The organism is Pseudomonas sp. L5B5 (assembly GCF_020520285.1).
Classification (GTDB): Bacteria; Pseudomonadota; Gammaproteobacteria; order Pseudomonadales; family Pseudomonadaceae; genus Aquipseudomonas.
In genome coordinates, this window is record NZ_CP084742.1 from 3,170,809 (window position 1) to 3,183,679 (window position 12,871).

Here is a 12,871-nt window from a genome sequence, read left to right on the forward strand (position 1 = left end):
TCCTAGATCCATCCTCCCCACTGCAGCAGGAAGATCCCGATATTGGTGGTCACCGCCGCCATCACGGTGGTGATCACGATGATCGCTGCCGCCAGTTCATGGTTGCCATTGGCCGCCCGGGCCATGACGAAGCTCGCCGCCGCGGTAGGGCTGCCGAAGTACAGGAACAGGATCCCCAGCTCCGCCCCCCGAAACCCGCATGACCAGGCGCCAAAGGTCGCCAGGGCCGGCAGGCTGATCATCTTCATCAGGCTGGAGCCGATGGCCAGTCGGCCACTGTTGCGCAGGGCCGCCATGGACAAGGTGCCCCCGATGCAGATCAGCGCCAGGGGCAGGGTCATCTGTGCCAGGTACTGGCCCGACGTCTCGAGCCAGCCGGGCAAGCCGATCTGCCAGTAGGCGAACGGTCCGGCCACCAGCACGCTGACAATCAGCGGGTTGCTGATGACGTTCTTGAAGATGCTCCAGGGATCGGACTTGATCACCGGGCTGTAGACCGCCAGGACGATGGTCGACAAGGTGTTGTAGAAAAGAATCACCAGTGCCGCCAGCACCGCCCCCAGGGAAATGCCGTAGCTGCCATACATGCTGGCCGCCAGGGCCAGGCCGATGATCGCGTTGTTACCGCGAAACGCGCCCTGGGTATAGATGCCGCGATCTTCCCGTGGACAACGCCAGATCGCCCACAGCCAGGCCAGGGCGAAACACGCCAGGGTGGCCAGCGAGAAGTAGATCAGCACACCGGGCTGGAGCGACGAGCGCAGGTCGGCGTGGACTATCCCCAGAAATAGCAGCGCCGGCATGGTGACGTTGAACACCAGGGACGACGCGGTGTGGATGAAGTTGTCGTTGATCCACCCCACCCGCTTGAGTATCAGGCCAAGGAACAGCATGGCGAAGACGGGCGCGGTGATCGTCAGCGTTTCGAGAAAGATGGCCAGCATGGGCGGGTGGACCTTGAGCCTGTCGTTAGGTGGCTAATGGTAATCCAATCATCTTGCGATCGCTCGAGGACCTCGCCGCCAATCCTTGGGCCAGAGGCCTCGCCGGGCCCCCTCCTCCGAATGGATCGAAAAAACACCATGCCCTGGAACATTCCCGGCTTGACGGGGAATGATTTTCGTTTATTCTCAATTTTAACTGTATATACATACAGTTAAATACAAATAATTCATGACATATCAAGGAGCTAGAAATGTCAGGACTTTCTGCACAGAAGCAGCCACAGCCACCCCTGGCGGGCAGGATCATTGCCGACCTCGACCGTCTCTTTACCGAACAAGGCATTGCCATCAATGGCGATGGCGACAGCCTGGTGCTGGTCGCCGATGGCCATCACACCATCAAGTACCACCGCCCCGAACATCTGCCGCACGCGCCACAGCCAGCCACCCCAGGCACTCCCCAGTTGCGTTTCGAAGGCGGCGAGCACACCGCCATCGGCGACAGCACGCTGCTGCGCTTCGTGAAGGATGCGGCCCCCATCCCGGCCTGGCAGGTGGAGTTGCACCTGCCCAACGGCCTGGCCCTGACCTATGGCCAGGTGGTCGCCCTGGGCGGTGACTTCTACGGCATTCCCGACCAGCCGATCTGCGATGGCGCGACGACGGCCGAACGGGTGCAGCGCTTCACCGCGGCATTCAACTCCCTGGCGGTGCTGCCTGCCGCCAAGGACGAGGCCCGGCAAATCCTGGCCGTGATGCAGAAGGAAATCATCGCCGCCAACCAGGCCATCCGCGACGGCAAACAGCCCCATGAAGCCTATGACGCCCTGGGCGATACCCTGTCCGAGGAGTGGAACAAGATCACCGGTGGTGGCAGCGCGGTGTCCGCCCTGTTCCCCCTGGGACGCTACCTCAAGCTGGCCGCCAACAATGCCGACCACTTTGGCGAATGGGCCCTGGCGGCCTACACCGCCGGCCATACCGCGGCCCTGCAGCAAGCGGTACTGGCGGGCAAGACCGCGGACGACAAGCAGCTGGAACTGGCCTACGCCATGAATGCCTTCGCTGACCACTTCCTGACCGACCTGTTCTCCGCCGGCCATGTACGGGTCCCGCGCAAGCAGGTGGCGGCGGTGGTTACTCCCAGCGACCTGGGCTCGCTGATCACCCGTTTCATGCATGACGAGGACAGCAAGTTCGGCCTCAATGTCAGCAACGCCCAGGGCGATCGCTGGCACTCCTATGGCGACAAGCGCTATTTCGACAGCGTCGACCATCGCAACCGCCAGCTGGTGAAACTCGCCGTGCAACGCTCGGCAGACGAGATCTTCTCCTGCTACCTGGGCGGCAGCCTGCCGGCCCCCGCCAGCTACGCCGCCTTGAAGGTGGCCCCCGACCTGGACGCCGCCAAGAGCGGCAACTTCTCCCCGCTGTTCGTGGCCAAGGGCAATCAGGTACTGCGCCGCAGCGACGTCAACAACCTCAACGACAGCAAGACCATCGACAACTGGTGGGGCTGGAGCACCTACCTGCTGCTCAAGAACTACAGCCCCAACAAGCCGGCAGGTTATCTGGATACCCCCGGCGCGGTGCCTTCGATCCTCGCCGACGGCTGGCAGAGCCATACTCCCAGCGAGCCGAACTGGTTGCCTGGCCAGGCCGTGCGCTACGCCGTCAGCGAAACCAACGGCCTGAACGAATCGTACATCGGCCCCTGGTCGGCCTATGTCGAACTCAGCGACAGCTTCCAGCCGACCCTGGCCATCCCGGCCGGCACCACCAACGGCGGCGCCAGCGGGCGCAACGTGTTCCGCCAGTTCCGTGGTGGTTCACCCGAGCTCATCGGCTCCATCGACAAGAACGCCACCCGCTTCATCGACCGCAACGCCTGACAAGGACATCACCATGGCTATCAATCTGAATCTGCAACTGGCCTCCGGCCAATCCCTCAAGGGCGCCCCGCTGGAGTTGCTGCTCGATGGCGCTCCCATCGCCCGGGCCAGCGTCGACGAACGTGGCAACGTGGCCTTCAATGCCAAGCCCGGCAAAGGCCAACTGGCAGTGAGGGTCGATCGTTCGATCCTGAACGGCTGACGCCCCTGCGCAAAAAAGGCCCGCCGCGGCAGCTACTGCCGGGCGGGCCTTTGTTCATCCGGCAGGCGATCAGGCGCCCTGGGCCTGCTCCACCAGTTGCCCCTGGTCGATACGAATATGCCGCGGATGAAAACGCTTGAGGCTGCTGCGATGGCCGATGCTGACAATGCTCAACCCCGGCAACTGGTCGATCAGCGCCTGGTACAACGCGGCTTCGTCTTCTTCATCCATGGCCGAGGTCGCCTCGTCCATGTACAACCATTGCGGTGCGTACAACAGCGCCCGGGCAAAGGCCAGGCGTTGCTGCTCACCCGGCGAAAGCATGCGTTGCCAGTGATTGGGTTCATCCAGGCGCGCCACCAGGTGCGGCAAGCGGCAAATCTGCAGTACCTGCTCGTAGCGTTCCTGAGGATAGCGCTCGCCCGGCTGTGGATAACTCAAGGCCTCACGCAGGCTGCCAATGGGCAGGTAGGGTTTCTGCGGCAGGAACAGCGAGCGCTGGCCAGGCAAGCGGATATTGCCGTGCCCCCTGGGCCACAGGCGTCCCATGGCGCGCAGCAAGGTGCTCTTGCCGCTGCCGGAACGGCCGCTGAGCATCAGCCGCTCGCCCGGGTTCACGGTCATCTGCGCTCCGGCCAGCAGGTGCCGGCCATCGGCCAGGTCCAGGCCCAGGTCCCGCACCTGCAGTTGTTCGCCCTCGGTTTGGACATCGATGGCCGGGGCGCGCGCTTCGTTGTCGCTCATGGCCTGGCGAAAGCTCAGCAGACGATCACAGGTGGCGCGCCAGGCGGCCAGGTCCGAATAGGCCGTGATGAACCAGCTGAAGTTCTCCTGGACGTTGCCGAAGGCCGAGTTGATCTGCATGAGCTCGCCCAGCTCGATCTTGCCGGCGAAGTAGCGAGGGGCGGCGACGATGAAGGGGAAAATGATCGCGATCTGGCCATAACCCGCGGTGAAAAAGGTCAGGCGCTTGGACACTTTCATGATGTCCCAGAAGTTGTGCCAGACCTTGCCGAAACGACTGCTCAGGCGCTGGTTCTCGTTCTTCTCGCCGTCGTACAGGGCGATACTCTCGGCGTTTTCCCGGACCCGTACCATGGAGAAGCGCAGGTCGGCCTCGAAGCGTTGCTGCTGGTTGTTCAGGCCGATCAGCCGGCGCCCGATCAGGTGGGTCAGCCAACTGCCGACCAGGGCATACACCAGGGCGCACCAGAACATGTAGCCGGCAATGGTATAGCCCAGCACCTCGATGCTGCCGGACACGCCCCAGAGAATGATGGAAAAGGACACCAGGCTGACCAGATTGCGGATCAGCCCCAGGCCCAGCGCCAGGGTGTTGGTGGTGAAGCTGTTGAGGTCTTCGGAAATCCGCTGGTCCGGGTTGTCGGTATAACCGCCCTGCTCCAGCTGGTAGTAGTTCTTGTTGCCCAGCCAGCGGGCGAAATGTTTTTCGGTCAGCCAGGCTCGCCAACGGATGGTCAGCATCTGGGTCAGGTACAGGCGGTACACCGCCCCCAGGATCGCCACCGCAGCAATGCCGCAAAAATACAGGATCAGGTGCCAGAACGCCGCCTCGTCCTTCTTCTGCAAGGCATTATAGAAGTCCTTGTACCAGCTGTTGATCCACACCGAGATGGCCACGCTGAACAGCGACAGGCCGATGACCACGATCAGCAGCAGCCAGGCCTTGGCCTTTTCCTCGCTGCGCCAGTACGGCACGGTCATGGCCCATACCCGGCGAAAGAACTGCCCGCGCACAGCATCGTTGACCGCAGAATACTCAGCGTTCTGATTCATCATGGGAGCTCGATTGGAAGGAGGAGCATTGAGCCGATCATAGTCGATCGGCTCGCTTTTTCACCCGTCCCGGGGGACATCGAGGCCCGGTGCGGATCAGCGGCGGACGGGGCGCTTCTGCAACTTGCGCTGCAACGTGCGACGGTGCATGCCCAGGGCTCGGGCAGTGGCGGAGATGTTGCCTTCGTGTTCGGTCAGCACCCGCTGGATGTGCTCCCACTGCAGGCGGTCCACCGACATCGGGTTTTCCGGCACCAGGGTGTCCAGGTCAGCGTGTTCGGACAGCAGCGCGGCCAGCACGTCGTCGGCATCCGCCGGCTTGCACAGGTAATTGCAGGCGCCTCGCTTGATCGCCTCCACCGCAGTGGCGATGCTCGAATAACCGGTGAGGATCAGCACGCGCATCTCCGGATCCAGCTCCAGCAGCTTGGGCAGCAGCACCAGCCCGGAGTCGCCGTCCATCTTCAGGTCCAGCGCGGCGTAGTCCGGCAGGTCCTGCTGGGCGATGGTCAGGCCCTCTTCGGCGGAACCTGCGGTACTCACGCGAAAGCCGCGGCGGCTCATGGCACGTGCCATGACCCGGGTAAACGTGGCGTCATCATCCACCAGCAGCAGGTGCGGCAATTCCTCGCCTTCGACTTGGATCTCTTCACTCATGGTCGTCTCCTCGGGCGGCACGGGGCAGGCGCAGCTCGGTGAGCGTACCGCCTTCCTCATGACTGTAGAGTTTTACTGAGCCACCAGCGCGGGTCACGCTGGCCTTGCTCAAGAACAGGCCCAGGCCGAAGCCCTTGCCCTTGGTGGTAAAAAACGGTTTGCCAATCTGCTCGGCGATGGCCAAGGGTACTCCAGCGCCGTGGTCGCGAATACTGATGGTCAAATCTTCCGCATCCCAGTCCAGCCTGACTTCCAGCCCCTCGGGGCAGGCATCGGCGGCATTGTTGAGCAAGTTGAGCAGGGCTTGGGTCAAATCCGGCGGCGGCGCCAGGCGTGGCATCGCCCCCTGGCCCAGCAAATGGAAGCGATAACTGGCTTCCGGACGCATCAGGTGCCAGCGATTCAGGGCTTCGTCCAGCCACTGGGTGACATCCTGCATCTCCACCGCCAAGCGGCGGTTGGCCTCGGCGGCACGCACCAGTTGCTGCAGGGTTTCCTTGCACAGCTTGACCTGGTCCTGAAGCACGGACAGGTCATCCTGCAACAGCGGATCGGGATGGTCCTGGCGCATTTCCTTGAGCAGCACGCTCATGGTCGCCAGCGGCGTGCCCAGCTCATGTGCCGCGCCAGCGGCCTGGGTCGCCACGGCTAGCAACTGCTGGTCGCGCAGGCCTTCTTCACGACGAATCGCCCGCAACTCTTCCTGACGCCGCAGCTCCTCGGCCATCCGGGCAGCAAAGAAGGTGATCACCGCCGCGGCCAGGGCAAAACTCAGCCACATGCCATAGACCTGCAGGTTCTCGCGGGCAATGGGCAGGGTCTGCAACGGATAGAACCAGGCCAGCAGCAGGGTATAGAGCGCCAGGGCAATCCCCGAGAGCGCCACCGAGTAGCGCCAGGGCAGCGTCACTGCGGCGATGGTCAGGGGTACCAGGTAATAGGACACGAACGGGTTGGTGGACCCGCCGGAGAAATACAGCAGCACGCTGTGGATAAACAGGTCGCACGCCAGCTGCAGGGCGTATTCCAGCTCCGTCACCGGCCAGGAAGTGCGCAGGCGGATCGCGGTGAAGGCGCACAGCACCATGGAGAACGCCAGGGTGACGCCCAGTTGCAACCAGGGCAACGGCAGCAGGTCGAGCCAGTAGGCGATCCCTACCGAACCGGCCTGAGCGGCCAGGACCAGGGTGCGTATGAAGGTCAGGCGCCAGAGATTCTGGCGGGTGGCGGACAACAATTTTACGGGGGCGAGCATGAGCTCTCCTGATGAGCGCTCCAGGGCAATCGGCGGGAGTATAACCAAGCAGCCCCCGACACAGGCAAACTGCGGCAAAGCGCCACAGGAAAAGCAGCCCGGCTAATGCCGATCAGTGAAGGACATGGTTGGAGCGAGGCTTGCCCGCGACGGACTCCAGAGCCCTGCGTTTATCCATTCAACACGCACTACCGTTGACGAGCATCGCCAGCCATCGAGCGTCGACCGGCTGCTCCTACCGGGAATCACTTCGCTTGACTGACTGGCATTACCCCAGGCGGCTAGCTTTCAGCTACAGCAGACATCGCGGGCAGAGCGAGGCGCAGGTGTATCAAAGTTGTAATGGGTGCAACCGGGAATAAAAGCTAGAGTCTTATCGCTCACGCAGGCGCGAACCTTTGGCTTGCGGACCGCACTCAAGGAGATTCCATGCAGCCTTTCACCCGCAGCGTCGCCCTTCTGGCCCTCAGCGCCGGCACTCTCACCAGCCTGCCCGCCCTGGCCGCCGATGAATTGCACTACAACCAGGTTTCCCTGCGCGCCGAAGCCAGCCAGGAAGTGGCTCGCGACCTGATGATCGTGACCCTCTACAGCGAATCGCAGAACGCCGATCCGGCCAAGCTGGCGGCGGAAATCAGCACCACCATGAACAAGGCCCTGGAACAGGCACGTCAGGTCAAGGACGTGAAATTGAGCCAGGGCAGCCGCAACAGCTACCCGATCTACGACAGCAAGGGCCAGAAGATCACCGGCTGGCGCGAGCGCGCGGAACTGCGCCTGGAAAGCTCCAACTTCGCCGCCCTGTCCAAGCTCACCGGCGAGCTACTGACCGACCTGAAGATGGACGGCATGGATTTCGCCATCGCGCCCGCAACCCGCCAGGCCAGCGAGGATGCCCTGCTCAAGGACGCGGTAAAGGCCTTCAAGGCTCGCGCCCAGCTGGCCACCGAGGCCCTGGGGGGCAAGGGTTACAAGATCGTCAGCCTGAACCTCAACAGCGAAGGTTATCCACAACCCTACCTGCGCGCTCCGATGATGAAAGCCGCCGAAGCCGATCGTTCCTCTTTTTCCGTCACCCCGGAAGTCGAGGCGGGCACCAGCAAGGTCAACATGACCGCCGACGGCGCGATCGAAGTGCTGATGCAATAAATCATTGCGCAGAGACACAAACGGCGGTCACCTCCCAATCGGAGGGGCCGCCGTTTTTCGTTTCAACCTGTCGTCAGACAAATGAGGACAACTCGTTTTGTTACGTATGATTTCAACCCGTGAGGTGATGTTACAGTGACGGTCCCCTGTCATGTATCTGTCACATGTTGTTGACGTCCGCCAGATACACGCCGGGTATACTGCAGCTTTCCAATAAGAGTCTCTTCAATGACCGCAGATCGCATCGGCGAACGCCTGCGTCGCTATCGCCGCGCCGCCAAGAAAACCCTGCGCCAGATTGCCAGCGAATCCGGTCTCACCGCGAGCTTCCTCTCCCAGGCGGAACGTAATCTCACAGGCGTATCCATTTCCTCCCTGGTCAATATCGCCAAGTCCCTGAACGTTCCACTTAACGCCCTGTTCGACCAGCCAGCCCAGGCTCAGCCGGACTCCCACGAGGGCGAACGGGTGCGCTATACCATCGAGGGCCAGCCCCTGGCCTACGAACGACTGTCCAGCTCCTTTCCGGGAAACATGATCAATGCGGTCAAGATGAACATCTCGGTGGGGTATCAATCTGAACTGATCTCCCACGATGGTTCAGAATTTTCCTACGTCCTCTCTGGACAGATCACGTACACCATCGAAGGTCGCCTATATCCCCTCGGCCCGGGCGACTCGGTGCATTTCGATGCCACCAAGACCCACTGCCTGGCCAATGTCGGCGATGGCCCGGCGGAAGTCCTGACCATCACCACCATGGGCCTGTTCGACGACCACCCAGCCTCCTGAATCCAATCCAGGCATGCCTGCGGAGCCTCAGGGACGAGACTTTGTGCCGGATAAAAGTTAGTCATGCTTAATTTTCGTTGACCGCAATTTCAGCATGACTTAATTTCGGCATCGGCGAGTCGTCACTCAAGCACACAACAAGCGCTCGCCATCGCCGCATAGGCTCCATGGGTTCATCCATTTCCCATGGCAAGGCGAGTTGTTCCGGCCCACAAGGCCAACCCTCAGGTAAGCCCTAAAAAAAGAAAAAATGAGGTTTGCATGTGTAAGTCCTTTCCGCACCAGGTTTGGCAGACCATCGGTTCGAGCCTTGGCTCACCGTTGCCACATGCCGTCGGCAACCATCACCCCGACTCCTTCATTCCGGCCGCCAACGATCCGCAGCTAGCCTGCAGAGACGCGCTTGTCCCGGAAAACCCCTTGTCCAGAGCGCTCGCTGCACGCCCGAGCCGCGCACCGTTGCGGGGCGCAGTTCGTCCCGAGTGCCCACAAACATGGCGACAAATGCACCCAAAAGAACCGGCGCAAACGGTCAAATGCGTCAAGATTTATACAAATGCGTCATTCGTGTACGTTCGTTCCACTCTTTGATGCCTGTGTCGGCCCCGCATCTTGCATCGGGTATGGGGCCTGCATAAGTATCGGCGGGTCGACTCACAAGGTCGCCCTCAACACCAACAATGACAACAAATCATGAGGCCACCATGTTCAAACAAGCAGTCATTCCGTTTTTAGTCAGCGCCGGTCTGCTGGCCAGCACTCCCTTCGCCCAGGCGGCGACTAATCTGGTGTTCTGCTCCGAGGGCAGCCCTGCCGGTTTCGACCCGGGCCAGTACACCACCGGAACCGACTTCGACGCCTCAGCAGAAACCATGTTCAACCGTCTCAGCCAGTTCGAACGTGGCGGCACCGCGGTCATCCCGGGCCTGGCCACCAGCTGGGACATCTCGGAAGACGGCCTGACCTACACCTTCCACCTGCGCGAAGGCGTCAAGTTCCATACCACGCCGTACTTCACCCCGACCCGCAACTTCAATGCCGACGATGTGGTGTTCACCTTCACCCGCATGATCGACAAGGACATGCCGTTCCGTAAGGCATACCCCACCGAATTCCCGTATTTCACCGACATGGGGATGGACACCAACATCACCAAGGTCGAGAAGCTCGACGACCACACCGTGCGCTTCGCCCTGAAGAGCGTCGACGCTGCGTTCATCCAGAACCTGGCCATGAGCTTCGCCTCCGTCCAGTCCGCCGAGTACGCCGACAAGCTGCTCAAGGAAGGCAAGGCCAGCGAGATCAACCAGAAGCCGATCGGCACTGGCCCGTTCGTGTTCAAGAGCTACCAGAAAGACTCCAACATCCGCTACACCGGCAACAAGGACTACTGGAAGCCTGAAGACGTGAAGATCGACAACCTGATCTTCGCCATCACCACCGACCCTTCGGTGCGTATCCAGAAGCTCAAGAAGAACGAATGCCAGGTCACCCTCTTCCCGCGCCCGGCCGACCTCAAGGCCCTCAAGGAAGACAAGGCCCTGAAGATGCCTGAGCAGGCCGGCTTCAACCTGGGTTACGTCGCCTACAACGTGATGCCGGTCCTGAAGGGCCGCACCGACGCCAACCCGCTGGCCGACCTCAAGGTACGCCAGGCGATGGACATGGCGGTGAACAAGCCGCAGATCATCGATTCGGTGTACCAGGGCGCCGGCCAGCTGGCGGTCAACGCCATGCCGCCGACCGAATGGTCCTACGACACCACCATCAAGGATGCCAAGTACGATCCCGAGAAAGCCCGCCAACTGCTCAAGGAAGCCGGCGTCAAGGAAGGCACCCAGATCACCCTGTGGGCCATGCCGGTACAGCGTCCCTACAACCCGAACGCCAAGCTGATGGCAGAAATGCTGCAGTCCGACTGGGCGAAGATCGGCCTGAAGGTGAACATCGTCAGCTATGAGTGGGGCGAGTACATCAAGCGTTCCAAGGGCGGCGAGAACCAGGCGATGATCATCGGCTGGAGCGGCGACAACGGTGACCCCGACAACTGGCTGGGCACCCTGTTCGGCTGCGATGCCATGAACGGCAACAACTTCTCCAAGTGGTGCGACAAGCCGTACGACGCACTGATCAAGCAAGCCAAGACCACATCGGATGTGGCCAAACGCACCGAGCTGTACAAGCAGGCGCAGCACATCCTCAAAGACGCAGTCCCGATGACACCTATCGCACACTCGACGGTGTTCCAACCCATGCGCGCCAACGTGCAGGACTTCAAGATCAGCCCGTTCGGCTTGAACTCCTTCTACGGCGTGAGCATCGGCAAGTAACGTGCAGTGACGGCGGTGTCCGCAACGCCGCCGTTGCCTTGTCACCCTCTGAAAGAGTAGGCCCCCGCTTCGGGACGGCTGCGCCAGCGCGCAGCCGCTCGACTCTGGAGTCGCACGCCCTGGCAAATCCAGGCAGACGGTGATCATTGGCACCCTGGTTGGCATCAACGACCTGTACAGATTCCAGGAAGGAATCAGGGCCTGTTGATCATCACAACAAAAAATGGAGATGGATCGTCATGCGTCACTCCTTGATCATCCCGGCGTTGCTGGGGAGCGGCCTGCTGGTCGCCAGCTCGTTCAGCCAGGCCGCCGACCGCAGCCTGGTGTTCTGCTCCGAAGGCAGCCCGGCCGGTTTCGATACCGCGCAATACACCACCGCCACCGACAACGATGCCGCCGAGCCGTTGTACAACCGCCTGGTGGAGTTCGAGAGAGGCGCAACCAACGTGGTGCCAGCCCTGGCCACCCGCTGGGACATTTCCGAGGACGGCCTCACGTACAGCTTTCACCTGCGCGAGGGCGTGAAGTTCCACACTACCCCCTACTTCAAGCCAACCCGCGACTTCAATGCCGACGACGTGCTGTTCACCTTCAACCGCATGCTCGACGCCGAACACCCGTTCCGCCGTGCCTACCCGACGGAGTTCCCATACTTCAACGGCATGAGCCTGAACAAGAACATTGCCAAGGTCGAGAAGACCGACCCGCTGACCGTCGTCATCACTCTCAATACCGTGGACGCGGCGTTCACCCAGAATCTCGCCATGAGCTTCGCCGCGATCCTCTCCGCCGAATACGCCCAGCAACTGCTCAAGGCCGGCACCCCCAGCCAGATCAACCAGAAACCCATCGGCACCGGCCCCTTCGTCTTCCAGCGCTACCAGAAGGACTCGCAGATCCGCTACGCCGCCAACCCGCACTACTGGGACCCGAGCCGGGTCAAGCTCGACCGGCTGATCTTCGCCATCAACACCGACGCCTCGGTACGGGTACAGAAACTGCGTGCCGGCGAGTGCCAGGTCACCCTGCACCCACGTCCCGCCGACATCGACGCCTTGAAGAGCGATCCGAAGCTGCAGGTGATCGAGAAACCCGGTTTCAACCTCGGCTACATCGCCTACAACGTGCGGCACAAACCCTTCGACCGCCTCGAAGTGCGCCAGGCACTGGACATGGCGGTGAACAAGCCGGCCATCCTCAATGCCGTGTACCAGGGCGCCGGCCAGCTGGCCGTCAATGCCATGCCCCCGACCCAATGGTCCTACGACGACAGCATCAAGGATGCCGCCTACAACCCGGAAAAAGCCCGTGAGCTGCTCAAGGCCGCCGGAGTCAAGGAAGGCACGGAAATCTCCCTGTGGGCCATGCCCGTGCAGCGCCCCTACAACCCCAACGCCAAGCTGATGGCCGAGATGCTGCAGGCAGACTGGGCCAGGATCGGTCTCAAGGTGAAGATCGTCAGCTACGAGTGGGGCGAGTACATCAAGCGCACCAAGAATGGCGAGCACGACATCAGCCTGATCGGCTGGACCGGCGATAACGGTGACCCCGACAACTGGCTGGGTACCCTGTACAGCTGCGATGCCATTGGCGGCAACAACTATTCCATGTGGTGCGACCCGCAGTACGACAAGCTGATCAAGCAAGCCAAGGTCGTCACCGACCGCGAACAGCGCACCGCCCTGTACCAGCAGGCCCAGCAACTGCTCAAGCAGCAGGTGCCGATCACCCCGGTGGCGCACTCGACCATCAACCAGCCGTTGAGCACGAAGGTCGAGGGTTTCAAGGTCAGCCCCTTCGGGCGTAACGCCTTCTCCGGGGTCGGCCTGACTCCATAACCGATGAGCCTA

General features: G+C 61.7%; 10 protein-coding genes. 6 read left to right on the plus strand and 4 right to left on the minus strand.

Annotation, left to right across the window (positions count from 1 at the left end; translation table 11 throughout):
• Positions 1-2: 2 nt before the first annotated feature.
• A complete protein-coding gene (locus tag LGQ10_RS14605) occupies positions 3-944 on the minus strand; it encodes an AEC family transporter (RefSeq protein ID WP_058437428.1) in 942 nt (313 codons plus the stop codon).
• 251 nt (positions 945-1,195) lie between these two features.
• On the opposite strand from LGQ10_RS14605, the gene LGQ10_RS14610 reads away from it, so the two are divergent.
• Both LGQ10_RS14610 and LGQ10_RS14615 read left to right on the plus strand, forming a co-directional pair.
• Positions 1,196-2,836: a phospholipase gene (locus LGQ10_RS14610; protein WP_226525953.1), complete on the plus strand. Its 1,641-nt coding sequence runs from the start codon at positions 1,196-1,198 to the stop codon at positions 2,834-2,836.
• Between the two features lie 13 nt (positions 2,837-2,849).
• Positions 2,850-3,038 carry a hypothetical protein gene (locus LGQ10_RS14615; protein ID WP_058437426.1) on the plus strand — a complete coding sequence of 63 codons (189 nt, stop codon included), beginning with the start codon at positions 2,850-2,852 and terminating at the stop codon, positions 3,036-3,038.
• A gap of 69 nt (positions 3,039-3,107) precedes the next feature.
• Here the strand turns inward: LGQ10_RS14615 and LGQ10_RS14620 are convergent, their stop codons facing one another.
• From LGQ10_RS14620 to LGQ10_RS14630, 3 genes are all read right to left on the minus strand, one after another.
• Positions 3,108-4,835, minus strand: coding sequence for an ABC transporter ATP-binding protein/permease (locus tag LGQ10_RS14620; RefSeq protein ID WP_226525954.1), 1,728 nt, complete (start codon positions 4,833-4,835; stop codon positions 3,108-3,110).
• Between the two features lie 96 nt (positions 4,836-4,931).
• Positions 4,932-5,492: a response regulator transcription factor gene (locus LGQ10_RS14625; protein ID WP_025132017.1), complete on the minus strand. Its 561-nt coding sequence runs from the start codon at positions 5,490-5,492 to the stop codon at positions 4,932-4,934.
• The gene (locus tag LGQ10_RS14630) at positions 5,485-6,747 is read right to left on the minus strand and encodes an ATP-binding protein (RefSeq protein ID WP_058437425.1); all 1,263 of its coding nucleotides are present in this window, start codon (positions 6,745-6,747) and stop codon (positions 5,485-5,487) included. Before LGQ10_RS14630 ends, LGQ10_RS14625 begins: the two co-directional genes overlap by 8 nt.
• A gap of 429 nt (positions 6,748-7,176) precedes the next feature.
• On the opposite strand from LGQ10_RS14630, the gene LGQ10_RS14635 reads away from it, so the two are divergent.
• The 4 genes from LGQ10_RS14635 to LGQ10_RS14650 all read left to right on the plus strand — a co-directional run bounded on the left by LGQ10_RS14635 (position 7,177) and on the right by LGQ10_RS14650 (position 12,859).
• Positions 7,177-7,896 (plus strand): SIMPL domain-containing protein, encoded by a 720-nt coding sequence (locus LGQ10_RS14635; protein WP_058437424.1) that lies wholly within the window; start codon positions 7,177-7,179, stop codon positions 7,894-7,896.
• 228 nt (positions 7,897-8,124) lie between these two features.
• Entirely contained in the window at positions 8,125-8,688 is a 564-nt protein-coding gene (locus LGQ10_RS14640; RefSeq protein WP_058437423.1) for a helix-turn-helix domain-containing protein, read from the plus strand.
• A gap of 704 nt (positions 8,689-9,392) precedes the next feature.
• Positions 9,393-11,018 carry an ABC transporter substrate-binding protein gene (locus LGQ10_RS14645; RefSeq protein ID WP_058437422.1) on the plus strand — a complete coding sequence of 542 codons (1,626 nt, stop codon included), beginning with the start codon at positions 9,393-9,395 and terminating at the stop codon, positions 11,016-11,018.
• A 239-nt stretch (positions 11,019-11,257) separates the two neighbouring features.
• Complete coding sequence (locus LGQ10_RS14650) at positions 11,258-12,859, plus strand: ABC transporter substrate-binding protein (RefSeq protein ID WP_226525955.1); 1,602 nt, start codon at positions 11,258-11,260, stop codon at positions 12,857-12,859.
• Positions 12,860-12,871: the final 12 nt, after the last annotated feature.